Here is a 23,774-nt window from a genome sequence, read left to right as displayed (position 1 = left end):
CCGGCATCACGCCTTTCTTGCGCTAAATTGGCCACCATGCTTAATATTTTTGCTATCTGTCTGGGGGCCAGTCTGGGCGCGCTTTCGCGTTGGTGGCTGGGTCTGTGGCTCAGTACCGGGGCAGGCCTGCCCTGGGGGACTCTGGCTGCCAACCTGATTGGCGGTTATCTGATCGGGGTCTGCATTGCCTTGTTTCAGTCCATGCCCCAGCTCGATCCGGTCTGGAAGCTGGCCATCGTCACCGGCTTTCTGGGGGCCCTGACCACCTTCTCCAGCTACTCGGCCGAAGTCATTGGCCTGCTGCAGCAGCAGCGCCTGGCGGTAGCCCTGGGTTGGGCCGCGATTCACCTTGTGGGGTCGCTGTGTATGACCTATATGGGTATGCTGAGCTGGAACGTCTGGATGGCTCGCTGAGTGGCTGCGCCATTCACCACTATTAAGGCAAATGGCTTTGGCTTTCAGAGGCTAAATACTCTGATGAGCTATCGCTTTGTGAGCGTATAGTGCAAGCATCACATGCACTACAGGTGTGTTTGATATTGAAGTGTTTGATGGATGGGCGGTCAGCGCTACTAAATCCTTGATGATCTCGTAGCCCGTGCTGCTCAGCATTCTAAGAACTGAGGGCTCATGCAAATCTCTTCCCCCCTGTCTGATACCGATCTGGCCAATGCCTGGGCTGAGTTGCACAACCAGGCCCACAACGGCAAAGAGCTAGAGCCTCAATCCAACCGCCTCGCCTTCGCTGACCCGGAATTCATGTTCCGCCGCGAAACCCGTGGCATCCGCATGCAGCTGGAAATGCTCAAGCCCGATCTGACCCAGATCGAGCGCGGCATAGAGCACACGGTCGTGGTCTATGGCAGTGCCCGTTTCATGGACATGGATCAGGCGAAGCAGCAACTCGCTGAAGCCAAAGCCAGCGGCGATACCCAGCGCATGGCCCTGGCCGAGCGTGGTCTGCGCAATGCCCAGCGCTATGAAGCAGCACGTTCGTTCGCCCGCATCGTGGCGACCGAAGGCATGAAGCAAGAGCCCAGCGAGCGCTTTTACATCTGTACGGGCGGTGGCCCCGGCATCATGGAAGCGGCCAACCGCGGCGCGCATGATGCGGGTGCACCCAATGTGGGTCTGAATATCTACCTGCCACACGAGCAGCATGGCAACCCTTACATCACGCCGGAACTGAGCTTCAAGTTCCATTACTTTGCGCTGCGCAAAATGCACTTCATGATGCGCGCCAAGGCTCTGGTGGCCTTCCCGGGCGGTTTTGGCACCATGGATGAGCTGTTCGAGGTGCTGACGCTGGTGCAGACCCACAAGAGCAAGCCCGTACCGGTGATTCTGTTTGGCTCCGAGTTCTGGAAGAAGGTGCTCAACTTTGATGCGCTGATCGAAGAGGGCACCATCTCTGCCAAGGACCTGAATCTCTTCCGCTACACAGACGATCCAGCCGAGGCCTGGGCGCTGATTCAGCAGTTCTACAAGGATGGCTGGAACTGACAGGGCTCAAACCTGCACCCCCAACAAAAAAGCTGCCTTGGCAGCTTTTTTGCTCACTTACTCATAGCGTTTAGCACAATTTGGATAAGTGCTGAAGGCTGTTTTTTATCACTGAGGCAGTGATTTACGAAACACCAGCGTGCGGTTGTTGGCTGGCATGGCCTCATCGAGCTGCAGTTGCATGCCGTGCTGCTCGGCCAGCGCGATCACGGCCTCAAAATCACGCAGCCCACTGCGGGCATCGCGCTGGCGCAGCCATGCGTCAAAGGCCTGGTTGCTATTGCTGGTAAAGCGGCCGCCGTAGTTGAATGGGCCATAGATGGCAAATACGCCGCCTACAGGCAGGTGCGCACCCACCAGCTCAAACATGCGCTGGACCAGCGGCCAGGCCACGATGTGGCAGGTATTGCTGGTAAATACAGCGTCAAACCCAGGCTGCTCTGCTGGTGTGGGCCAGGCGCTGGTGGCCAGATCAAACTCCAGTGGCGCACGCAGATTGGGCGCAGCGTGGGCGGCATGCCATGCCTGAATGCTGGGGTGGTTATCGGTCAGGTCGCTGGTCTGCCAGGTCAGTTGCGGCAGGCGCGGTGCAAAGTAAACGCTGTGCTGGCCGGTACCAGAGCCAATCTCCAGTACATGTCGACTGCCCTGCAGCGCAGTTTGTAGCACCGCAAAAATGGTGGCTTGATTGTTTTCGCAAGCCTGCGCAAAAGGCAGTGGCTGGATGTGTCGGGGCATAGTGTGGTTCATGACGGTAGAGGTGGCGCGAAGATGCCTGCATCATGCCCCGCCTTGGACGGAGATTCGAGGTGGTCGAGGGTGTCAGGAAGCGGGCTTGAAGCGCAGCTTGATCTCAGGACGTACGCCAATACCGCCAATTTTCCAGCTGTAAGAGCCAATACCCAGCACCGGCGTGGCGCTGGCATTTTGCGAGATCACCTCTACATTGCTGGGCAGGCGGACTTTCAGCTTGCCGTTGACATTGATGCCCAGCTGCGAAAAGTCGCTTTTTTCCTTTTCCTTGAGTGGCTTGGCCGCAATCGTCATTACACCGTCCTTGTCGGTCTGCACGCTGAACATGTCCAGCAGCCGCAAAGACTCGCCCGCAATGCGCTGGCCCGCGATTTCCAGTGTGAAGCGTGCGTTGCCGTTGTAAACGGCTTTTTTGACATCCGGCTCGTTGCTCATTTGTTGTGCTTCAGCGGCCAGCCCCTGCTGGTCTTTTTCGCTCAGCAGGCCTTGCTTTCTCAGCTTCATCATGCCCATGGCATCGACGGCTGTGCCCTCAAAGAGATAGCTGAAGCTGGCATCAGGGTGCACATCGACCTTGGCGGTAAAGCGCTCCGGTATCAGGCAGCCTGCCAGCAGCGCAGCCGTGGCGGTGGCTGTCAACAAAGCCAAAGGCTTGCGCATGTGAACTCCTTGTCGAACTCGATTTCTGATGCCTTGCTGATGCAGCTTGCAGTGTAGGGTATGGAGCCATGCTAGAAGAAATACGGCGCTGTCAAATAAGGGCTGTCATCAGTCAAGCGCTTTAGGATTAAAAAGCATAGCTGCATACGCTTTTTAGATAGGCGCTGCAATGGCTGTTTCGTATTTATCAATGAGGGGCACGATTCGGAAAATTTCGATGACTGCACAAGCGACAGAAAAACGTTCAGCAGTCATGCAAAGTCTGCTGCCATACGCATTGCGCTGAAGGCAATGTATTCGTTCGAGAAGCAAGGGTCTGTCGCCTCGGGCCCGGCTAGCCAGGCATCCAGCAATGCATTGTTGGCTTGAACTGCCTGTTTGAGAACTTTAATCTCTGCCATTGAGGATGAAGAAACGATGGCTTCGCGTGCGAGGTCATCGCTAATGCCAAACTTCTGCGCGAGTGGGATCAAGTGGCGTAATGCGGCGGGTACACGCTGGGAATCAATCATCTGGAAGCCGATAAGTGGTTGAAAAATAGAAAACCGCCCGAAGGCGGTTCTTTATTAATTACAAAGGCGGGTTATTGATCGAACGTTTGATCAAGCACCAGCCACGCTGATGCCCTTGAATTCACCTGTCGCAATTTTTTCCTTCCAGACTGCAGGACCTGTAATGTGGGCGCTGGTGCCGCCAGCGTCAACGGCCACGGTCACAGGCATGTCCACCACATCGAATTCGTAGATGGCTTCCATGCCCAGGTCTTCAAAGCCCACGACCTTGGCGTGCTTGATGGCCTTGGAGACCAGGTAGGCGGCGCCGCCCACGGCCATCAGGTAAGCGCTCTTGTGCTTTTTGATGGCTTCGATGGCGACCGGGCCGCGCTCGGACTTGCCGATCATGGAGATCAGGCCGGTTTGCGACAGCATCATCTCGGTGAACTTGTCCATGCGGGTGGCGGTGGTCGGGCCTGCAGGGCCAACCACTTCGTCGCGCACGGGGTCAACCGGACCCACGTAGTAGATAACGCGGTTGGTGAAGTCCACGGGCAGTTTTTCGCCCTTGGCCAGCATGTCCTGGATGCGCTTGTGGGCAGCGTCGCGGCCGGTCAGCATTTTGCCGTTGAGCAAAATGGTGTCGCCGGGCTTCCAGCTGGCCACTTCTTCCTTGGTCAGGGTGTTCAGATCCACGCGCTTGGACTTGTTGTAGTCCGGCTCCCAGTCGATCTTGGGCCAGGTGTCTAGCGACGGTGGGTCCAGGTACACAGGTCCGCTGCCGTCCATCACGAAGTGAGCGTGGCGGGTAGCGGCGCAGTTGGGGATCATGGCCACGGGCTTCGATGCCGCGTGCGTGGGGTACATGTTGATCTTGACGTCCAGCACCGTGGTCAGACCGCCCAGGCCTTGGGCGCCAATGCCCAGGGCGTTGATCTTTTCGAACAGTTCCAGGCGCAGCTTTTCCACGTCGTCCAGCTCGGCACCACTGGCTGCTTTTTGCTGCAGCTCGTACATGTCGAGGTCTTCCATCAGGCTTTCTTTGGCCAGCAAAACGGCTTTTTCAGCCGTGCCGCCAATGCCGATGCCGATCATGCCGGGGGGGCACCAGCCCGCGCCCATGGTGGGGATGGTCTTCAAAACCCATTCGACCAGGTCGTCGCTGGGGTTCATCATGATCATCTTGGACTTGTTCTCGGAGCCGCCGCCCTTTGCGGCCACGGTCACTTCAACGGTGTTGCCGGGCACAATTTGCACGTTGATGACGGCAGGCGTGTTGTCCTTGGTGTTCTTGCGCTTGAAGTGGGGGTCTGCTACCACCGAGGCACGCAGTGTGTTGTCGGGGTGGTTGTAGGCGCGGCGCACGCCTTCGTTCACAGCGTCTTCCAGGCCCATGGTGAAGCCGTCCCACTTGACGTCCATGCCCACCTTCAGAAACACGTTGACGATGCCGGTGTCCTGGCAGATGGGGCGCTGGCCGGTGGCGCTCATCTTGGAGTTGGTCAGAATCTGCGCCATCGCATCCTTGGCCGCAGGGCTTTGCTCGCGCTCATAGGCGCGGGCCAGGTGCTGGATGAAATCCGGCGTGTGGTAGTAGCTGATGTACTGAAGGGCACCTGCGACGGAGTCGATCAGGTCCTGCTGGCGGATGGAAGTTGTCATCGGGGGCTTCTCGGGGTTGCAATCTTCTGTACGCGTGGGGTGCGTACGGTAAACCCCATGATTATGGTGCCAGACGACAAGTTTTGCAGCCCATAACCCGCAAGTCTTATATATGACTTGGGGCTGGTACTGCGGATCTGAGGCTTAGCTCAAGCCACCGAGGATGGATGTGGAGAAGTCGGCCTGATCATCTTGCTTGTCGCCCTTGGCCCAGGCCAGCAGTCTGTCGGCAGGCATGGGCTTGGCGTAGAAGTAGCCTTGAAGCTCGTCGCAGTGCATATTGAGCAGAATGTCGCGCTGGGCGGCGGTTTCAACGCCTTCAGCCACTACGCGCAGGCCCAGCGCGTGGGCCAGGTGGACGACGGCATGAACCACGGCACGGGCATCCTCTTCAGTTTCCAGGTCGCGGATGAAGCTGCGGTCAATCTTGAGCTGCTGCGCGGGCAACTGGCGCAGGTAGTTGAGGCTGGAGTAGCCGGTGCCAAAGTCATCAATGGAGAGATAGACGCCGATTTCGCGCAGCTCTTCAAAAGTGCGCTGGGTGGCCTGTGTGTCTTCCATGGCCACGGATTCTGTGATCTCGCACAGCAGCTGGCTGGCCTGCACACCGTGGCGCTGCAGGGTCTGGGTAATGCGCTCTGCCAGTCCACTTTCGCGCAGCTGATGCACGGAAAGATTGATGGCAACACGCATCTGCAGTCCCATGCCGCGCCATTCGGCCAGTTGGCGACAGGCTTCTTCAATCACCCAGTTGCCCAGGTTGATGATGATGCCAAAGCGCTCGGCCAGTGGGATGAAGATGTCGGGTGCGATCATCCCGCGCTCAGGGTGAGTCCAGCGCAGCAAGGCCTCAACTCCGATGATGCTTCCGCGTTCACCATCAATTTTGGGCTGGTAATGCAGAGACATTTGCTGACGCTGAATGGCGTTGCGCAAATCACTTTGTAGCTCCAGCTGTTCTGAAGCATCGCTGCCCATATGGGGCTCGAACACCGCAAAGCTGTTGCCGCCATTGCGCTTGGCGACATACATGGCCGCGTCTGCATTGGCGATCAGGTGGTCGCGGTCGCCATGGTCGGGGAAGACGACGATGCCGATGGAGCAGGTGATCTGCAGCTCTTTGTTACCGAGCTGGAAGGGCTGGCTCAGACTTTTCAGAATGCGATTGGCGACGGCCATGCAGGCGGCAGCGTCCTGCGCGTCTTCAAGGAGTACCAGAAATTCATCACCACCCACGCGGGCCACAGTGTCGCTGGAGCGCGCCTGTGCCAGCAGGCGCTGGGCTGCGCCAATCAGAATTTCATCGCCTGCCGCGTGGCCGAAGGAGTCATTGATGGGCTTGAAGCCGTCCAGATCCACAAACAGAATGCCCAGCCTGTCTTTGACGCTGGAGCGATTGGCGCGCTCCAGCCTTAGCAGGGCGTGAATCAGGCGATCTTCAAACAGCAGGCGGTTGGGCAGGTTGGTCAGCGGGTCTGCAAAGGCGCGCTGGCGCAGCTCGTTGTTGGCCATCTGCAGCTTGCTATTGCTTTCCTTCAATGACTCGTTGAGTTTGAATGCCGTGCTTTGCAGGCGGGCATCCAGCACGGTGCTGAACATGGCTGCGATGAGCAGCATGGCCGTGGTGAGGACGATGATGGTGGTCAGCTCAGGACCGTTCAGTGCCTCGGCACTCAGGCAGATGGCGCCGCTGGCAAAGCTGGCAGCTGACATGCCGGTGTAGTGCATGCCGCAGATGGCAAAGCCCATGACCAGCGCTGCCAGCACCTGAAACAGCCGCAGCTTCTTGCCTGAGAGCGAAAACATGATGCGAAACAGGCTGAGAGCCGTGGCGGATGCCAGCACAGCAATCACGACGGATATGACGACAAGACTCCAGTTCCAGACAATGGGGATGGACATGTCGATGGCGAGCATGCCCAGGTAATGCATGGCGCAGATGCCGCCGCCCATGGCTAGCGAGGCCAACACAAAATGCGGCCAGCGGTAGTCTGTCTTGGTGGTCACCCCAAAAGCCAGAGCGGAGGCTGCTACGGCAGCAAACCATGAAATCAGGGTCAGCGCACCGCGATAGCCCAGCAAGATGGGAAGCTCAAACGCCTGCATGCCGACAAAGTGGGTGGCCCAGATGCCCGTGCCCATCACCATGGAACCAATTAACCACCAGATACGACTGATGCCCCCTGAGGCCAAGTGCACGCGACGGGCCAGACCTAGCGTGACATACGATGCCATCACCGCGATGACAATGGAAAAGCCCACGGTCACCAAGCTGTAGCTTGATGCCATGAAAGAATCTGCGAGAGGGGTGGAAAGGTCTGAGAGCATTAATGTGTTGGTTCAGCAAGGCTGCTCGGTTTCTATGCCCGATGCGGGCCTAATGTAACTACCTATTTCGGCTCTTGCCCATTCAAGGATGTTGAATGGGGTGGGATTGCGGTTTTTGAGCTGAGCTGGTATTGACTTATGTGCTAGGCCGCTTGCCGTATGGTGAGTGAGCTTGTTTCAGGTGTCTGTCAGGCGCAGTGTCGTCTCGACAGAGACGCAACGTTGTATTGCAAGGAGTGTTTTTATGACAGCGATTCGCCAGGAAAAAGATACTTTTGGCCTGATTGATGTTCCGGCCGACAAGCTCTGGGGCGCGCAGACTCAGCGCTCGCTGAAGAACTTCGACATCAGCGGCGAGCGCCAGCCGCGCGAGCTCATTGCGGCGCTGGCGCAGGTCAAAAAAGCCAGCGCCACTGTCAATAACGCTCTGGGCTTGCTGGGTGCGCAGAAAGCACAGGCCATCAATGCGGCAGCCGATGAGGTATTGAGTGGCAAGCACCTGGGAGAGTTCCCGCTGGTGGTGTGGCAGACTGGCTCTGGTACGCAAACCAATATGAATGTTAACGAGGTACTGGCCAACCGTGCCAGCGAGTTGCTGGGCGGCGAGCGCGGCGAGGCGCGCCTGGTGCATCCCAATGACGATGTGAACAAAAGCCAGTCCAGCAACGATGTCTACCCCACGGCCATGCATGTGGCGGCGGTGGTGGCGATGCAGAGCCGACTGCTGCCCGCCATGGCCAAGCTGCGCGCTACTTTGCAGGCAAAGAGCGAGGCGTTTGTCGATATCGTCAAAATTGGCCGCACCCATTTGCAAGACGCCACACCGCTGACGCTGGGGCAGGAAATATCTGGCTGGGTGGCTCAGTTGGCCCATGGGGAGTCCCATGTACGTGCAGCGCTGCCGCATCTGTATGAGCTGGCGCTGGGCGGCACGGCAGTGGGCACAGGCCTGAATGCGCCCAAGGGCTATGCCGAAGGCGTGGCGGCGGAGCTGGCCCAGTTGACGGGCTACCCGTTTGTCACATCACCCAATAAATTTGAGTCTTTAGCGAGTTGTGATGGCCTAGTACATGCGCATGGTGCTCTGAAAACCGTAGCGGTCAGCATGATGAAGATCGCCAATGATGTGCGCTGGCTGGCTTCTGGACCGCGCAGCGGGCTGGGTGAAATCTCGATTCCTGAGAATGAGCCAGGCTCCTCCATCATGCCGGGCAAGGTCAACCCTACACAGTCAGAAGCGGTGACCATGCTGTGCGCCCAAGTCTTCGGCAACGATGTGGCGATTAACTTTGGCGGTGCCTCGGGCAACTTTGAGCTGAATGTGTTCCGCCCTCTGATTGCTCATAATTTTCTGCAAAGCGTGCGCCTGCTGGCTGATGGCATGGTCAGCTTCAACGACCACTGCGCCGTGGGCATTGAGCCCAACCGCGCACGCATTGATGAGCTGGTGGGCCGCTCGCTTATGCTGGTGACGGCGCTCAATACCCACATTGGCTACGACAAGGCCGCCTTTATCGCCAAGAAGGCGCACAAGGAGGGCAGCAGCCTCCGTGATGCCGCCATTGCCAGCGGCCATGTCACGGCCGAGCAGTTTGATCAGTGGGTGGTGCCGGAGCAGATGGTGGGCAACCTGTAGGCTAAAACCGCATGGCGCACTAGCGTGGCTCCGCCGGTGCGCGGTGGGCTGTGCGCTGGCACAGAATGGCGGATCACCCTTATGAGGAGAGCACATGCCAGCCCAGCAGCACATGGAACGCGCCAACTTGGCGGATTTGCGCCCTACCCAGATGACGGTGGGGGCCGCTGAAGTGGCGGCCAAGCGCACGCAGTGGGCGCAGCTCAAGCCCGACGCCCGCGAGAAATTGCTGCAAAGTCACTGGTTCCCTGCCGTGCGCGGCCCGCGCGGGCGCTTTTACATCGTGGATCACCACCACCTGGGCCAGGCGCTGATCGAGGAAGCGCAGAATGATGTCTGGGTCATGCAACTGGCCGATTACAGCCATATCGATAGTCTCGGTGGCAATGCCGGTGACAACGACATGTTCTGGCGCGTGATGGAGTTTCACCACTGGGCCCACCCGTACGACGAAAAAGGGCGGCGCTGCAGTTTTTCGGCCATTCCCAAGCAACTGGGTCAGCTCAACGACGACCCCTACCGGAGTCTCGCCGGCGAGGTGCGTAAAGCCGGTGGCTATTCCAAGGATGCGGCACCGTACACCGAATTTTTGTGGGCCGATTTTTTCCGGCCGCAGTTCGACAAAAAACAGCTGAGCACCGCCGATGGCGGGGGCTTGTCGGCCGCAGCCATCAGCAAGGCCGTGGTGCTGGCCCGCAGCCCGGCCGCAGAGTTTTTGCCCGGCTGGTCCGGTACGGGGATGCAGACCGTAGCCAATCCTCACCGCAAAAAGTGAGCCGACTATGAGCCCCAAATGGGTAATGCCTAAAGGGCCTAAAGCGGCCGATTGGGTGGCCGGCCTGTCGATTGCCGGCTTGCTGCTGCCCGAGGCCGTGGCCTATGCCGGCATTGCCGGCGCACCGCCTCAGGCCGGCGTAATGGCGTTGTTTGCCGGGCTGCTGGTGTACTTTGTGCTGGGCAGCAGCCGCTTTGCCATTGTCTCGTCCACATCGTCGTCGGCTGCCGTGCTGCTGGCCGCCACGACGTCGGTGTTGCATGTGACGGATGAGCACCGCCACCTGATGGGCGTGGCCATGGTACTGGTGGCCGGCGTCATGCTGGCGCTGGCCGGCATCGCCAGGCTGGGTGCCGTTTCGCAGTTCATAGCCAAGCCGGTGCTGCGCGGTTTTGCGCTGGGGTTGGCATTAACGATTGTGGTCAAGCAGCTGCCGCTGGCCCTGGGCGTGCACCCGGCGCATAGCGATTTTCTGCGCTACCTCTGGGATGTGTTGCGCCAATGGCCGCAGTGGAACTGGTATGGCCTGACGATGATGCTGACGGCCCTGGTGTTGCTGCGGCTGCTGGGCCGCTGGAAAGCCGTGCCGGCGGCGCTCTTGGTGATTGCGGCGGGCATTGCCCTTGATGCGCTGGGTTACTGCCAGCGCTGGGGCATTGAGGCCGTGGGCACCATCGCCATCGAGAGCGCGCATCTCGCGTTGCCCGCACTGGATTGGGCCGACTGGCTGCGCGTGGGCCAGCTGGCCGTGGCCTTGGTGCTGATTATTTATGCCGAGTCGTACAGCTCGATTCGCACCCTGGCCATGCGCCACGGCGATACGGTGGCGCCCAACCGCGACCTGGTGGTGCTGGGTGCGGCGAATATGCTCTCGGCCCTGTTTCAGGGCATGCCCGTGGGAGCAGGTTATTCGGCCAGTTCGGCCAACGAGGTGGCGGGCGCCGTGAGCAAGGCCGCCAGCCTGGTGGCCTGCGCCGTGGTCGGTCTGCTGGTGTGGCAGTTGCTGCCGTGGATGGAGCGCATTCCCGAGCCGCTGCTGGCCGCCATCGTGATCCATGCCGTGGCCCATACCTTGAATCCGGCGGCGCTCAAACCCTATTTCGTCTGGCGGCGCGACCGCCTTGTGGTGCTGGTGGCATTTGTCGCCGTGATCTTGCTGGGCGTGCTCGACGGCCTGCTGGCCGCCATGGGCGCCAGCGTGCTGATGCTGCTCAAGCGCCTGGCCGATGCGCGTGTGAGCTGGCTGGGTCAGATTCCCCAGTCGCACGATTATGTGGACACCGCCCGTCACGCCGAGGCGCAGAGCGTGCCCGGCGTGCTGATTGCCCGGCCCGAAGAGCCTTTGTTCTTTGGCAATGCCGATGCCGTGTTTGTGCGCCTGCTGGCCCAAGTGGATGATCAAATCCGTTTGAAAACCGGCCTCAAGGCCGTGGTGCTGAGTCTGGAAGAATCGCCAGACCTCGACAGCACGGCCATAGAGGCCTTGACCGAATTTGCTACACAGATTGCCCAGCGCGGCCTAGTGCTAAAGCTGGCGCGCGTGAAAGATAGCGTGCGCGAGTTGCTGGGCCGGGTGAAGATTCCCACGCTGGCGGCGAGCAGTTATGTGGCCTGGAGCGTGGATGATGCGGTGACGGCGCTGGCCAGTGACTGAATCAGCTGCTCCATGTCGGACTAGGTAGTAGCCTTTTGCTATCGAAAGAAAAGCAGATGGAGCCTGTTTTTTCAAGTGTTTCAAGAAAAAATGCTTTGAAAAAAGCCTTCCAAAATGCAAGCCGCTATGAATAAAGTGGTTTGGCCCGCGACTCAGTGCTTGGCAGGCGGGTTCAGGCGCAAAGCGCAGCGAAAGCCCAGTTGCCCCAGAATGCCTGCAATGAACAGCACGGAGAAGGCGGAGAGTGAGGGGTTGTCGCCCACGCTGGCGGCCATGGTGCAGATTCCGCCCACGGCCATCTGGGCAAATCCATAGACGCCTGCGGCCGAGCCTGTCAGGTGAGGGTGTACGCCCAGCGCCTTGGCCAGAGCGGCTGGGCTGGTCATGCCTGAGCCTATGGTGAACAGAGTCATCAACGAAACGGCCAGCACGACATTGAGTTGCTGCGCCAGAGTCAGCGCCAGCAGCGCGCCCGCGCAGGCCAGGCTGAGCAAGTTGCCGCCCAGCATCAGTTTGTCGAGTGAAACGCGCTGAATCAGCTGGCGGGCCAGCACATTGCCCAGTGCCATGCCGCCCATCAGCAGCCCCAGAATCAGGCCCACTTCGGTCTTGCTGGTGTGGAGTTGCTCGATAAAGATGAAAGGCGCTGCGGCAATAAATGCATACAGAGAGGTGGTCGCACCCCCACCACCAATGGCAAAACCCAGAAACTGGGGCGAGCCCAGCAGGGTACGGTAGTCGGTGCGCACGGTGTGCCAGTTCAACTGACCTGTGGGGCGGCCGGTTTCAGGCAGCAGGCGCCATACGCAGATGGCGGTGACTAGACCCATCAAGGCCAGTGCGGCAAAGATGGAGCGCCAGCCAAACACGGCATCCAGCCCGGAGCCGATAGAGGGAGAGATGCCAGGGCCAATCATCATCATCAGGTTGAGCAGGGCCAAGCTGCCCACGGCGTTTTCAGGCGTGGCCGTATCACGCGCAATGGCGCGGCCTAGCGCCAGACCTGCGCAGCCACCCAGCGCCTGCAGCAGCCGCGCGCCAATCAGCATGTCAGTGCTGGGTGCCATGAAGGCGAGCAGACTGGCCAGTGTGTAGAGGCTAAGGCCCGCCAGAAGAACGGGGCGGCGCCCCAGCGCATCGGACATGGGGCCATAGATCAGTTGCCCCAGCGCCATGCCCATGATGTAGACGGTGATGGTCTGCTGCATCTGGCCGTTGCTGCTGCCAAGCTGTCTGGCTGCATCAGGCAGGGCTGGGATGAACATGTGCATGGCAAGAGTGCCGCCAATGGTGACCATGGCCAGCAGCCACAAGGGGGCTTTGGGAGCGGGGGAGGCAGGGCGTTGCATGAAGGGCGATTGGAGGATTGAGGCGCTGAGGGTTGCGAGACAAGGGCACTGAACTTGACGTCAGCTGTCTGGCTGCTCCCCGCCCGTGGCGATTGCCTCCATAGCGGCCATCTTGCTGAGCATGGTGTCCAGTGCGCTCAGCGTTTGATCTAGCAGCGCGGCAGGGAAGTCCTGCATGACCTCGCTGCGCACCTCGGCGACGACTTTCTTCACGGCCTCCGCCTTGTCTTGACCCGCTGGCGTGAGTTGTATCCGCTTGACTCGGCGGTCTGCATCATCCAGCCGCGCTACCCAGCCCTGCGCCTGCAAGCCATCAATCAGGCGCACGATGGAAGAACTATCCAGCGCCAGGGCCTGCGCCAGATCTTTTTGCCGCATGGCGCCCTGGCAGCGCTCCAGATGCACCAGAGGCAACCATAGCGCTTGCGTCAGACCCAATGGAGCAAGCACACGGTCGAGTGAGCGCCGCCACTGCTTGTTGACTTGCGCCATGGCAAACATGAGCTGGCGCTGGCGGTCTGACCGTGATGGGTGGCTGGGCATTATGCGGCAATTCAAATAGTTGGCATTCAAATTATTGTTCATGCATGTATTAATGCTGCCTACAGGGTTTTGCCCGCACTTGGTATTAAAAGCACGACAAGGCTTGGCAACAACGACGCACTAAGGCTTGTGTTGGCGAGCATCAAAAGAGCGCGGTTTGGCCTTTGCAGTGCCAGGGAGCCTGCGCGAGAGCAGGTGCGACATCACAACAGAATCAAACAACAGAGAATTTGCTGCAGGCATTACGCAATCGCCTTGGGGATTGGCGGAGTCTGGTGCTTGCAGCCTGTCAGTGAATGTGCTGACAGGCCGGGGCAAGGGCTGGGCTTGAGCTTCAGGGGAGCTTGCCTCGCCCCTGAATGGATGGCTTACAGACCGAGAGACTTGAGCAGATCGTCCGTGTCGTTATTGCTGGCGGTTAGGGCTGGAGCTGCTTTGGCATGGGCTTCGCGCGCCTGGGCCATGACCAGATCAGGATCGGGCTTTTCTTGTGGCTCGAAGTCCTTGATCTTGATGAATTCCATGTGGTCCACGGCCATCTCCAGATAGAAGATATTGTTGTTACCGGTATAGAAAGTGACGCGGCGGGCCTCGGGGGCGTCCAGATTGGCGTCCACGCTCAAATTGACCTGCTTGTTCAGGCGGATCATCTTGGGCTGACTTTGCGCGATATGGGTTTGCAGCTCGCGCTGTACCTTGCTGGTGAAGTCGCCCACGACCTGGTTCATCAGCTCGCCCATGACGTTGCTCACCTCGTCAGAGGTGTAGGAGTTGGCCAGATCGCTCTCTGCCATGCCCATGGAAAGCAGGTAGCTACGGTACAGCTCCATGGCTGCTTCGGCCGAGAAATTGATGATGATGAGCGCCGAAAAGCCGCCGTCAATCAGCACAAAGCAGCCAATATCAGGCTTGAGGCTGGTCTTGGTGATGCGCTGCACCATGCCTGAATACTGAATTGGGCACTGGGTGGCGACCTGCAGCACGCCCGATACGGAGTTGCACAGGGCAATCAGCACATCTTCAGTGCCGTGAATGATGGGGGCGTTGTGTGTACTCATGGCGCAAGTGATTCGATGATGCGTGATTATGTATGCAACACTTTGTCACAGCCAGAGATCGCGACGGATTACAGGCGTTCGCACTCTGTTAACGTGCCTGTTTTTGGAAAATCTGAGGTATTCATGCACAGCAAGCTGTGGCGTCTGGCCGCCGGTGCCATCTTTGTGACGAGTCTGACGGCTTGTTCTACCGTCTCCAATATGACGGGCAAGGTCTCCCAGACCTGGGACAAGACCTGGTCCAGCCTCAGCGGCAAGAAGCAGGCTGCGGGCGCAGTGCAGTCCAGGGCGGCCGAGCAAGCGCCCCTGCCATCGGGACTGAAGATCAGCAAGGAAAGCGGCCGCTGGCAGGGCCTCTACAGCCTGGAGGGCGAGACAGGTCGCTTTCAGGAGTGCGAGTCCGGTCAGTTCATTGCCGTGCTGCCCGAGGCCGATAACGTGTTGCTGGAGCAGGCCTACCTGAACACGCGCAGCAATGCGGCAGTGAGCATGCTGGCCGAGGTGCAGGGCCGCGTGGTGGAGCGCCCGGTCAGCGACCCGGTGCTGGCACAGCAAGGTCGCAAAATGCTGGCGCTGCGTGTGGAGCGCTTTGTCAGCCTGTCTAGCCAATCGACTTGTGCCAACGGCAAGTCCAGCTGGTGATCGCGCAGAACCCATAAAAAAGAACCGGCACTCATGGCCGGTTCTTTTTTGATAGCTGCTTACGCTTTATTGATAAGCGCTGAGGTCAGTTTTGATGCTTATTTCTGAGCCGCGGCGCGTGCCTGGTCCAGCCAGCCGTCAAAGGTTTTCTGGTGTGCCTTGATCCAGCTGTCTACATGGCGGTTGATGTCGGCGGGCTTGCTCTCTCCATCGTTGAGCAGGCGGTTCTGCTGGCTGATGTCGTTGAGAGGGATCTGCATGACTTCGAACAGTTTGCCGGCAGCCGGGTTCTTTTCTACCCAGACCTTGTTCGCCACGATGTACTCGTTATTGAGCGGGAAACCGTAGTTGCGGCCGTTGGGCAGCTTGGTGTCCGTACCCGCCTGCACGCCGGGCATGGATGAAAAAGGCACCTGCAGCCACACTACCTCATGGCCTGGGCGCAGCACATTGCTGAGCCAGTAGGGCGTCCACGCGTAATACAGCACGGGCTTACCTGCCTTGAAGCGCGACAGCGTGTCTGCAATCAGGGCGGGGTAGTTTCCCTGTGTGTAGCTGACGGTGTTCTTCAGGCCAAAGGCATTGATCTGGTGCGCCACCACGGCTTCACCGCCCCAGCCTGCGTTGGGGCCTATGAGGTCGGCCTTGCCGTCGCCGTTCATGTCAAACAGCGCAGCCAGCTTGGGGTCTTTGAGTTGATCGAGGCGGCTGATCTTGTAGGCGTCCGCAGTCTTTTTGTCGATCACGTAACCCTGCGCAGCACCTGCCGAGTACACGCCTTTGCGCGATAACTTGGCATCGCCACCGGCTTGCTTGTAGAACTCGGCATGGTGCGGATTCCAGTGATTGGCCATAAAGGTGGCATCGCCATTGGCAACGGCCAAATGGATCAGCGGATAGTCCAGCTCTTCCCAGGGCTTGACGGTGTAGCCCAGTTGCTGAAGCGCCTTCATCACCAGCAGGGTCTGAAAGTTCTCTTCCGCCAGCGCACTCTTGACGGGCAGTACCGTAATGCCCTTGCCCGGCAGTGCTGCGTCTGGTGAATTCTGACCTGCTGCCCAGCTGCTTGTGTGGCTCAGGCCAAGTACAACTGTGGTGGCGGTGGCTGCTGCAGCCAGAAGCCACTGGCGTTTGGCGAGTCGGGGCGATGTCATGGTTTGCACAGTCTTGATCATTGTTGTTATTTCTCCTTGCGGTTGCTGGGCCGGTTGGCCCGAAAAAAAACGGCAGCCGCCAAAGCGGTCGCCGTCATCTGTCTGGTCTGAGTCGATCAGGGCTTTTTGGCGGCGGCCAGAGCCTGGCTGATCCAGTCATCAAAGGTCTTTTGATGAGCCTTGATCCAGTTGTCGGTGTGGCGATCAATGTCCGATTGCTTGTTCTGCCCCTGGCTCATCATGAAGTTCTGGGCGTTGATATCGCCCACGGGCAGCTTGATGATTTCAAACAGTTTGGCGGCGGCAGGGTTCTGCTCGGCCCAGGTCTTGTTGGCCACGATCTGCTGGCTGTTGGCGATGAAACCGTAGTTTTTGCCGTTGGCCAGCTTGGTGTCCGTGCCGGACTGCTCGCCGGGCAGGGCTGAGAAGGGCACTTCCAGCCACACCACATCCTTGCCGGGTTTGAGCACATTGCTCACCCAGTAAGGCGTCCAGGTGTAGTAAAGAATGGGCTTGCCCGCCTGGTAACGGGTAATGGTGTCCGCCATCAGTGCCGAGTAAGTGCCTTGCTTGTGTGTGACGGTATCGCGCAGCTTGTAGGCAGTGAGCTGGTGCTCAATCATGGCTTCGCAGCCCCAGCCGGGCGTGCAGCCGGTCAGATCGGCCTTGCCATCACCGTCGGTGTCAAACAGCTTGGCAATCTCGGGCTTTTGCAACTGCCCCAGATTGGTGATGCCATAGGCCTGCGCCGTCTTTTTGTCGATCAGATAGCCCTGAGCTGCATTGGCTGAGAAAACGCCCTTGCGGTAGAGCTTGGCGTCGCCGCCCGCGTTCTTGTAATAGTCAGCGTGCAGCGGGTTCCAGTGGTTGGCCATAAAGGTCGCATCCCCATTCGCCAGCGCAATATGGGCGGTGGGGTACTCCACCTCTTTCATGGGCTGCACTTCGTAGCCCAGCTTTTCCAGAGCCTTCATGACCAGCTCGGTCTGGAAGGTTTCCTCTGCAATCGAGCTTTTGAGGGGCGTTACTTTTACGCCCTTGCCGGGAAGACCGTCAGCGGCAAAGGCGTTTGTGCCAGCCAGTGCCATGGTGGCTGCGGCCGTGCTGGCAAGCAGCCAGCGACCCAGGTTCTGGCGCATGCGGGGGGCGTTTTGAGTCATGTTCATATGTCCTCCTCGTTTTTTTGGGTTCAAACCGCAGCGGGCTTGGCGGGTTCAGCGCTGCGCTGTGGCGCGGGAGCTGCTTGAGGCTTTTTCAACAGACGCATAACGACCCCGGCGGGGCCAGTCGCCCACCAGCGGGCACTGCCGCGTTTGGGCTCGCCCATGGCTTGGGTGATGCGGTCAAGCACGATGGCCAGCAGCACAATGCCCAGACCGCCTACAGTGGCCAGACCCATATCCAGGCGACCAATGCCGCGCAGCACCATCTGACCCAGACCACCCACGGCGATCATGGAAGCGATGACCACCATGGAAAGCGACAGCATCAGCGCCTGATTGATACCCGCCATGATGGAGGGCATGGACAGTGGCAGCTGCACCTTCCACAGCAACTGTGCGGGCGATGCGCCATAAGCGCGGCTGGCTTCGATCAGGTCGGGGCGCACCTGGCGAATGCCCAGATTCGTCAGGCGAATCAGTGGCGGCAGCGCAAACACAATGGTCACGATGACGCCGGGTACGTTGCCAATGCCAAACAGCATGACCACGGGCACCAGATAGACAAAAGCCGGCGTGGTCTGCATGGCGTCCAGCAGGGGGCGCGTCCAGCGTTGGGCGCGGTCGCTGCTGGCCAGGAAAATACCTGCGGGCAGGCCGATCACGATGCAGAAGAACAGCGAGGTCAGCACCAGCGCCAGAGTGACCATGGCCTCAGGCCAGATGCCTAGTACAGCCACGCCCAGCAGGGACAGTGCCGCGCCGATGGCCAGCTTGCGGCCCGCAAACTGCCAGGCCAGCAAGGCAATCAGCAGTACCAGCACAGGCATGGGAATGGTCTGCAGCACATCGGTCACGCCGTTGAGCGTGGCGTCAATAGGCGTGCGAACGGCCTGAAAGAAAGGGCGGAAATGGTCGACCACCCACGCCAGGCCGTGGTTGATGGAGTCCTGCACGGGCAGGCCTTCGGTGGTGATCTGGTGCCAGAGATGGCCGATGCCGCCGTCATGCTCGGGAATATCGGTGGGCGAGGGAGCGCTAAGCCAGTCAGAGCTGGTGCTGGCCGTGTCAGGCTCAGCATAGGATGCGGCCCAAGGGTCTGCGCTGGCGGTGCTTTCAGGGGAGGGTGTGTTCACCGGCTCTATGGCGGGAGCCGAGGCTGCCGCCCACGGATCTTCAAAAGCGGCGCTGGCTGTGGCGCTGTCGGTTACGGGGTTGTTCAGTGCGTTGTCGTTCAAATCGGCTCCCTCCTTACTGCGCTGCGCTATGGGCAGCTTGTGTTTGCGGTGATGTGTGCTGAACGGCCTGGAAGTTTGTGTCCAGCTTGACGGGTGGAATCTCCTTCTGAGGCGGCGGCACGGGCGGTGTGGCACGGTCCAGGAACTTCAGCATGGTCGTGCGGCTGATGACGCCCAGGTACTTTCCATCCTCATCCACCACAGGCAGTGGGAAGGGGGGCGCGGCCACGGCACCAAACAGCTCGGCGACAGGTGTGTTGCTGGCAATGGGCTGCACGTCAGGGATAAAGGCATGCTTCAGTCCCAGCATTCCGTCGTGGCCTTGCAGCGCATCGCGCAGTGACTGCGACGAGACCACACCCAGAAAGCGCTTGCGTGTGTTGAGCACATAGGCGTAGTCGCGGTCGGAGTCTTCCAGCAGGCGCAGCGCAGCGCGGCAGCCGCGGTCACTGCTCTCGGAAATCACGGTCAGTGCCTGGCGGGCAATGTCAGATGCCTTGAACACGGCCGCAGCATCCACGCCCTGAATAAAGGTGCGCACATAGTCATTGGCCGGGTTGCGCAGAATTTCATCAGGCGTGCCGACCTGCTGCACCATGCCGTCCTTCATGATGGCGATACGGTCGCCAATGCGCATGGCTTCATCCAGATCGTGGGAGATGAAGACGATGGTGCGGCGCTTGATTTCCTGCAGGCGCAACAGCTCGGACTGCATCTCGGTACGGATGATGGGGTCGAGTGCGGAAAACGCCTCGTCCATGAGCAAGATAGACGGGTCAGATGCCAGTGCACGGGCCAGACCAACGCGCTGCTGCATGCCGCCCGACAGCTCATCGGGGTAGCTGGCGCCCCAGCCGCCCAGGCCCACTTGCTCCAGCGCATCCTGCGCCTGCTTCTGGCGTGTGGCGCGGTCCACGCCTGCCAGCTCCAGGCCAAAGGCCGTGTTGTCCAGCACCGTCAGGTGAGGCATTAGCGCGAAGGACTGAAACACCATGGAGATGTCTTTGCGGCGCAGAGCGCGCAGCTCTTTGTCGCTGAGCGCGTTGATGTCCTGGCCGTCCACCAGAATGCGGCCGCTGGTGGGCTCGATCAGGCGATTGAGCATGCGCACCAGCGTGGACTTGCCCGAGCCCGACAGGCCCATGACGACAAAGATTTCACCAGCTTCGATGGTGAAGTGGGCGTCGAATACGCCGATGGATTGCCCGGTCTGGGCAAGAATTTCTTGCTTGCTCAGGCCCTGTTTCACAAGGTTGAGCGCGGTTTTCGAATCATTGCCGAAGACCTTGAAGACATGATCAATAGCGATTTGCTTGGCCACTGTGGCGTTCTCCTTTGGATGAGATGGAACACAGTCCAGCGCCTACAACCGGCAATGCCGGTAGGCGCTGGCGCACAAGCCAAAATGAGCCCTGATGCTGCAGCTCAGCCCGGCCTTTTGGGCAGGACTGCACGATGCAGATGGCGCCATGGCGGCGCCGGTGATTCAGCCCGGATGGCACAAGCGAGGTGTGCGCAAGAGCTGTCAAATGTAAAGAAGCGGGTGGCTGGCACCAGGTGTACCGACTGGCACGCCTATGCGCTGCTTCTTGTCAGGCTAGCTTCCGGTGCTTTAGACCGGAAGAAGCCCCCATGCATCAGGACCGTGTTTCGGCCCGGTTGACGGGGCTGCGCCAAAGGAGCGAAAAGCTCCTGAAATTGACACAACGATCCGCCGGGGAGTGAGTCAGCCGTCTTTAAAAAATACGGTGACGACCTGCGCGGCAGGTTGTAAATGACTTTTTAATATATCGAACTGAGTTTTATGCGTCAAATCGAGCTGTAAGCATTGGGTGCTTAGCAGGCATGAAATCATGGACTTGAAACATTTGCATACCCTAAAAACAGAGCAACAAGTGATTGATAGATAAGGGCTTGCTGCAGATTTATAGTTTTTTTTAACGGGTTGTCAGCTTTTGATGGTTTTTGCATTGTCCAGAGGCCATAAAAAGCCCCGCCATGGCGAACCATGCGGGGCTTTCAGGGACGTGGCTGGATTACCAGGACTTAGTGCTGGTGGGCGCTCTGTGTCAGCTTGTCCGTCAGCGCAATGGCCAGCGCGCTGAGCAGGAAGACCACGTGGATGATGGTCTGCCACATCAGCACCTGCACCTCGTAGCTGCCCGCGTTGATGAAGCTCTTGAGCAGGTGGATGGAGCTGATGCCGATGATGGACAGCGCCAGCTTGACCTTGAGCACCGAGGCGTTCACATGGCTCAGCCACTCGGGCTGGTCGGGGTGAGACTCAAGACCCATGCGGCTGACAAAGGTTTCGTAGCCACCAACGATGACCATGATCAGCAGGTTGGAGATCATCACCACGTCGATCAGCGCCAGCACCACGAGCATGATGATGGTCTCGTTGAGATGGGTGATCTGCACATCGCTCTTGTAGCCAATGTTGGTGATCAGAGCCTGCAGGGCTTCTTTGTTGCCGAAGACGGCCTCGACCAGATGCCATAGCTCCAGCAGAAAGTGCCAGACATAGACCCCCTGTGCTGCAATCAGCCCCAGATACAGGGGTAGCTGCAGCCAGCGGCTGGCAAAGATCAGCGAGGGCAGAGGTCGCAGCGCAGCCGGGGCTTGATGGCTCGCCTTAGGTGGTTTGGAGGATGAGGTGCCTGCTTCGTCGGAGTGGATGCGGCTCATGATGTGTGTGCGGGTACGGCCGATGAGGCCGTTGAAGGAGGAGGGCGATGGGGCGCCGCCACCTTGAAAGACTGGTTTTGATGGGGCCGCGTCCCGGACTGGCTGTGCCTATGAGGTCAGGCAGCGTCTTGCGCCGCCCGCCGCTGGCAGCAGGTGGGCGATTCTAAGGGTTTGTTCTGGGGTGTTTTGACAAAATTGCAAGCAAATCAAGACTGTATGTGCGCTTGCTGCTGCAAAAATGGGAGTGAATCGCCGGTTTGCTGACTCAGAAAATCTGGATGCTCATTTCAGTCAGTGGCATGTAAGACCGAGCCTTGACAGTACACCCACAATAATTTCATTGCTTATGCATCAGGAGACAAAACGATGAGCACAGCGACATCACCCATCGAATCCGTACTGGTGGAAAACCGTGTTTTTCCGCCCCTGCGGACTTTGCTGCCAAGGCCCGTATCTCGGGCATGGCTCAGTACCAGGCCCTGTGCGATGAGGCCGAGCGTGACTACGAAGGCTACTGGGCGCGATTGGCCCGCGAGAACGTGCAGTGGACCAAGCCCTTCACACAGGTGCTCGACCAGAGCAACCCGCCGTTCTACAAATGGTTTGCCGACGGCGAGCTGAACGCCAGCGCCAACTGTCTGGACAAGCACATGGGCACGCCCGTGGAGAACAAGACGGCCATCATCTTTGAAGCCGATGGCGGCGAAGTCACCAAGGTCACCTATAAGGAAATGCTGGCCCGCGTCAGTCAGTTCGCCAACGCCCTCAAGGCGCGCGGCGTGCAAAAGGGTGACCGTGTGCTGATCTACATGCCCATGACCATTGAGGGCGTGGTGGTCATGCAGGCCTGCGCGCGCATTGGTGCCACGCATTCTGTGGTGTTTGGCGGCTTCTCGGCCAAAGCCGTGCAAGAGCGCATTGTGGACGTGGGTGCCACTGCCGTTATCACCGCCAACTACCAGATGCGCGGTGGCAAAGAGCTGCCGCTCAAAGCCATCGTGGACGATGCCATTGCGCTGGGTGGCTGTGAAGCCATCAAGACCGTCTTCGTCTACGAGCGCACGGCCACAGCCTGCAATATGGTGGAAGGGCGTGATCTGAGCTTTGCCCAGGCGCTGGCCGGGCAGTCCACCGAATGCGAGGCGGTGCCTGTCAACGCTGAGCACCCGTTGTTCATCCTCTACACCAGCGGCTCCACCGGCAAGCCCAAGGGCGTGCAGCACGCCACCGGCGGCTATGTGCTGTGGGCCAAGCAGACGTTTGAGTGGACGTTTGACGCCAAGGACAGCGATGTCTTCTGGTGCACGGCTGACATTGGCTGGATCACCGGTCACAGCTATGTGGCCTACGGCCCGCTGGCCGCAGGTGCGACGCAGATTGTGTTTGAAGGCGTGCCCACCTTCCCCAATGCGGGCCGCTTCTGGCAGATGATCGAGCGCCACAAATGCTCCATCTTCTACACTGCGCCCACGGCCATTCGCTCGCTGATCAAGGCAGCGGAGTCGGATGAAAGCGTGCACCCCAAGAACTGGGATTTGAGCAGCCTGCGTCTGCTGGGTTCGGTGGGTGAACCCATCAATCCCGAAGCCTGGATGTGGTACTACAAGAACATCGGCAAGGAAAAGTGCCCCATCGTGGACACCTTCTGGCAGACCGAAAACGGCGGTCACATGATCACGCCGCTGCCCGGTGCCACGCCGCTGGTGCCCGGCTCCTGCACCCTGCCACTGCCCGGCATTGCGGTGGCCATTGTGGATGAGGCGGGTAATGAAATTCCCAACGGCTCGGGCGGCATTCTGGTAGTGAGAAAGCCCTGGCCTTCGATGATTCGCAATATCTGGGGTGACCCAGAGCGCTTCAAGAAGAGCTACTTCCCCGAAGAGCTCAAGGGCTACTACCTTGCTGGCGACGGTGCGGTGCGCAGCGAAGACCGTGGTTACTTCCGCATCACCGGCCGTATTGATGACGTGCTCAACGTCTCAGGCCACCGCATGGGCACCATGGAGATCGAGTCTGCACTGGTCGCCAAGACCGACCTGGTGGCTGAAGCCGCCGTGGTGGGCCGCCCCGACGACCTGACCGGTGAAGCCATCTGCGCCTTTGTGGTGCTCAAGCGCGGCAAGCCTACCGGCGAAGAGGCCAAGCAGATTGCTGCCGAGCTGCGCAACTGGGTGGCCAAGGAGATCGGCCCCATCGCCAAGCCCAAGGACATCCGCTTTGGCGACAACCTGCCCAAGACTCGCAGCGGCAAGATCATGCGCCGCCTGCTGCGCTCGCTGGCCAAGGGTGAGGCGATTACGCAAGATACCTCGACGCTGGAGAATCCTGCCATCCTGGATCAATTGTCCGAAGTCAATTGATCTGACTGCTCAATGACGACAAAGCCGCTGTTTGCAGCGGCTTTGTCGTTTCTGGCTCCGGCTGACTTGGTAGCGTGCGTTCTTGGGTTAAAACAGGGCATCTCAGAGACAAGGAGA

The 23,774-nt window shown here is 59.4% G+C and carries 19 protein-coding genes and 1 pseudogene; 7 read left to right on the top strand and 13 right to left on the bottom strand.

The features are described 5' to 3' along the window. The first annotated feature begins 36 nt into the window (after nt 1-36). Both crcB and CLU84_RS13725 read left to right on the top strand, forming a co-directional pair. The gene (gene crcB, locus CLU84_RS13730; protein WP_099738026.1) at nt 37-414 is read left to right on the top strand and encodes a fluoride efflux transporter CrcB; all 378 of its coding nucleotides are present in this window, start codon (nt 37-39) and stop codon (nt 412-414) included. A gap of 216 nt (nt 415-630) precedes the next feature. Beyond that, nucleotides 631-1,503: a TIGR00730 family Rossman fold protein gene (locus CLU84_RS13725; RefSeq protein ID WP_099737633.1), complete on the top strand. Its 873-nt coding sequence runs from the start codon at nt 631-633 to the stop codon at nt 1,501-1,503. A gap of 108 nt (nt 1,504-1,611) precedes the next feature. Here the strand turns inward: CLU84_RS13725 and CLU84_RS13720 are convergent, their stop codons facing one another. The 5 genes from CLU84_RS13720 to CLU84_RS13700 all read right to left on the bottom strand — a co-directional run bounded on the left by CLU84_RS13720 (nt 1,612) and on the right by CLU84_RS13700 (nt 7,361). Beyond that, the gene (locus CLU84_RS13720; protein WP_199173735.1) at nt 1,612-2,253 is read right to left on the bottom strand and encodes a DUF938 domain-containing protein; all 642 of its coding nucleotides are present in this window, start codon (nt 2,251-2,253) and stop codon (nt 1,612-1,614) included. A 72-nt stretch (nt 2,254-2,325) separates the two neighbouring features. After that, nucleotides 2,326-2,916, bottom strand: coding sequence for a hypothetical protein (locus CLU84_RS13715; RefSeq protein WP_099737631.1), 591 nt, complete (start codon nt 2,914-2,916; stop codon nt 2,326-2,328). 251 nt (nt 2,917-3,167) lie between these two features. After that, a complete protein-coding gene (locus tag CLU84_RS13710; protein WP_099737630.1) occupies nt 3,168-3,428 on the bottom strand; it encodes a hypothetical protein in 261 nt (86 codons plus the stop codon). 90 nt (nt 3,429-3,518) lie between these two features. Then, the gene (locus CLU84_RS13705; RefSeq protein WP_099737629.1) at nt 3,519-5,072 is read right to left on the bottom strand and encodes a fumarate hydratase; all 1,554 of its coding nucleotides are present in this window, start codon (nt 5,070-5,072) and stop codon (nt 3,519-3,521) included. A gap of 144 nt (nt 5,073-5,216) precedes the next feature. Then, nucleotides 5,217-7,361, bottom strand: a complete 2,145-nt coding sequence (locus tag CLU84_RS13700) for a bifunctional diguanylate cyclase/phosphodiesterase (protein ID WP_233210054.1) — start codon at nt 7,359-7,361, stop codon at nt 5,217-5,219. A gap of 283 nt (nt 7,362-7,644) precedes the next feature. Between CLU84_RS13700 and fumC the strand changes: the two genes are divergently transcribed. From fumC to CLU84_RS13685, 3 genes are all read left to right on the top strand, one after another. Beyond that, a complete protein-coding gene (gene fumC / locus CLU84_RS13695) occupies nt 7,645-9,036 on the top strand; it encodes a class II fumarate hydratase (RefSeq protein WP_099737628.1) in 1,392 nt (463 codons plus the stop codon). A 94-nt stretch (nt 9,037-9,130) separates the two neighbouring features. After that, nucleotides 9,131-9,811: a ParB-like protein gene (locus CLU84_RS13690; RefSeq protein ID WP_099737627.1), complete on the top strand. Its 681-nt coding sequence runs from the start codon at nt 9,131-9,133 to the stop codon at nt 9,809-9,811. A gap of 7 nt (nt 9,812-9,818) precedes the next feature. Next, nucleotides 9,819-11,465, top strand: coding sequence for a SulP family inorganic anion transporter (locus CLU84_RS13685; protein ID WP_099737626.1), 1,647 nt, complete (start codon nt 9,819-9,821; stop codon nt 11,463-11,465). A gap of 152 nt (nt 11,466-11,617) precedes the next feature. On the opposite strand, the gene CLU84_RS13680 is transcribed toward CLU84_RS13685, so the two are convergent. The 3 genes from CLU84_RS13680 to CLU84_RS13670 all read right to left on the bottom strand — a co-directional run bounded on the left by CLU84_RS13680 (nt 11,618) and on the right by CLU84_RS13670 (nt 14,415). Then, nucleotides 11,618-12,814, bottom strand: a complete 1,197-nt coding sequence (locus CLU84_RS13680; protein WP_099737625.1) for a multidrug effflux MFS transporter — start codon at nt 12,812-12,814, stop codon at nt 11,618-11,620. A gap of 60 nt (nt 12,815-12,874) precedes the next feature. After that, nucleotides 12,875-13,357 (bottom strand): MarR family winged helix-turn-helix transcriptional regulator, encoded by a 483-nt coding sequence (locus tag CLU84_RS13675; RefSeq protein ID WP_233210053.1) that lies wholly within the window; start codon nt 13,355-13,357, stop codon nt 12,875-12,877. A gap of 368 nt (nt 13,358-13,725) precedes the next feature. Then, nucleotides 13,726-14,415: a DUF3334 family protein gene (locus tag CLU84_RS13670; RefSeq protein ID WP_099737623.1), complete on the bottom strand. Its 690-nt coding sequence runs from the start codon at nt 14,413-14,415 to the stop codon at nt 13,726-13,728. Nucleotides 14,416-14,538: 123 nt separating this feature from the next. Between CLU84_RS13670 and CLU84_RS13665 the strand changes: the two genes are divergently transcribed. Continuing rightward, nucleotides 14,539-15,057 (top strand): hypothetical protein, encoded by a 519-nt coding sequence (locus tag CLU84_RS13665; RefSeq protein WP_099737622.1) that lies wholly within the window; start codon nt 14,539-14,541, stop codon nt 15,055-15,057. 98 nt (nt 15,058-15,155) lie between these two features. On the opposite strand, the gene proX (CLU84_RS13660) is transcribed toward CLU84_RS13665, so the two are convergent. The 5 genes from proX (CLU84_RS13660) to CLU84_RS13640 form a co-directional block, all read right to left on the bottom strand. Next, entirely contained in the window at nt 15,156-16,232 is a 1,077-nt protein-coding gene (gene proX, locus CLU84_RS13660) for a glycine betaine/L-proline ABC transporter substrate-binding protein ProX (RefSeq protein WP_099737621.1), read from the bottom strand. A gap of 95 nt (nt 16,233-16,327) precedes the next feature. Continuing rightward, a complete protein-coding gene (gene proX / locus CLU84_RS13655; RefSeq protein WP_369826862.1) occupies nt 16,328-17,371 on the bottom strand; it encodes a glycine betaine/L-proline ABC transporter substrate-binding protein ProX in 1,044 nt (347 codons plus the stop codon). Between the two features lie 29 nt (nt 17,372-17,400). Beyond that, nucleotides 17,401-18,609 (bottom strand): glycine betaine/L-proline ABC transporter permease ProW, encoded by a 1,209-nt coding sequence (proW, locus tag CLU84_RS13650; RefSeq protein ID WP_099737620.1) that lies wholly within the window; start codon nt 18,607-18,609, stop codon nt 17,401-17,403. Between the two features lie 13 nt (nt 18,610-18,622). Beyond that, complete coding sequence (gene proV / locus CLU84_RS13645; protein ID WP_099737619.1) at nt 18,623-19,930, bottom strand: glycine betaine/L-proline ABC transporter ATP-binding protein ProV; 1,308 nt, start codon at nt 19,928-19,930, stop codon at nt 18,623-18,625. A gap of 725 nt (nt 19,931-20,655) precedes the next feature. Continuing rightward, on the bottom strand, nt 20,656-21,297 hold the full coding sequence (locus CLU84_RS13640) for a TIGR00645 family protein (protein WP_099737618.1): 642 nt from the start codon (nt 21,295-21,297) through the stop codon (nt 20,656-20,658). 366 nt (nt 21,298-21,663) lie between these two features. Here CLU84_RS13640 and acs point away from each other — a divergent pair. Next, nucleotides 21,664-23,657 (top strand): annotated as a pseudogene (gene acs / locus CLU84_RS13635) (acetate--CoA ligase). Nucleotides 23,658-23,774 lie beyond the last annotated feature (117 nt).

Source organism: Comamonas sp. 26, assembly GCF_002754475.1.
In the GTDB taxonomy this organism is placed as follows: Bacteria; Pseudomonadota; Gammaproteobacteria; order Burkholderiales; family Burkholderiaceae_C; genus Comamonas.
The sequence above is the reverse complement of the archived record's forward strand: the minus strand, read 5'-3'. Positions and strand labels throughout refer to the sequence as shown.

Bases quoted from the DNA above. Each gene is read 5' to 3' on its own strand.
- CLU84_RS13715 (WP_099737631.1), bottom strand. From the start codon at position 2,916: ATGCGCAAGCCTTTGGCTTTGTTGACAGCCACCGCCACGGCTGCGCTG.
- CLU84_RS13720 (WP_199173735.1), bottom strand. From the start codon at position 2,253: ATGAACCACACTATGCCCCGACACATCCAGCCACTGCCTTTTGCGCAG.
- CLU84_RS13680 (WP_099737625.1), bottom strand. From the start codon at position 12,814: ATGCAACGCCCTGCCTCCCCCGCTCCCAAAGCCCCCTTGTGGCTGCTG.
- CLU84_RS13725 (WP_099737633.1), top strand. From the start codon at position 631: ATGCAAATCTCTTCCCCCCTGTCTGATACCGATCTGGCCAATGCCTGG.
- CLU84_RS13640 (WP_099737618.1), bottom strand. From the start codon at position 21,297: ATGAGCCGCATCCACTCCGACGAAGCAGGCACCTCATCCTCCAAACCA.
- CLU84_RS13675 (WP_233210053.1), bottom strand. From the start codon at position 13,357: ATGCCCAGCCACCCATCACGGTCAGACCGCCAGCGCCAGCTCATGTTT.
- fumC (WP_099737628.1), top strand. From the start codon at position 7,645: ATGACAGCGATTCGCCAGGAAAAAGATACTTTTGGCCTGATTGATGTT.
- CLU84_RS13690 (WP_099737627.1), top strand. From the start codon at position 9,131: ATGCCAGCCCAGCAGCACATGGAACGCGCCAACTTGGCGGATTTGCGC.
- CLU84_RS13685 (WP_099737626.1), top strand. From the start codon at position 9,819: ATGAGCCCCAAATGGGTAATGCCTAAAGGGCCTAAAGCGGCCGATTGG.
- CLU84_RS13710 (WP_099737630.1), bottom strand. From the start codon at position 3,428: ATGATTGATTCCCAGCGTGTACCCGCCGCATTACGCCACTTGATCCCA.
- CLU84_RS13665 (WP_099737622.1), top strand. From the start codon at position 14,539: ATGCACAGCAAGCTGTGGCGTCTGGCCGCCGGTGCCATCTTTGTGACG.
- CLU84_RS13705 (WP_099737629.1), bottom strand. From the start codon at position 5,072: ATGACAACTTCCATCCGCCAGCAGGACCTGATCGACTCCGTCGCAGGT.
- crcB (WP_099738026.1), top strand. From the start codon at position 37: ATGCTTAATATTTTTGCTATCTGTCTGGGGGCCAGTCTGGGCGCGCTT.
- CLU84_RS13700 (WP_233210054.1), bottom strand. From the start codon at position 7,361: ATGGCATCAAGCTACAGCTTGGTGACCGTGGGCTTTTCCATTGTCATC.
- CLU84_RS13670 (WP_099737623.1), bottom strand. From the start codon at position 14,415: ATGAGTACACACAACGCCCCCATCATTCACGGCACTGAAGATGTGCTG.
- proX (WP_369826862.1), bottom strand. From the start codon at position 17,371: ATGACTCAAAACGCCCCCCGCATGCGCCAGAACCTGGGTCGCTGGCTG.
- proX (WP_099737621.1), bottom strand. From the start codon at position 16,232: ATGATCAAGACTGTGCAAACCATGACATCGCCCCGACTCGCCAAACGC.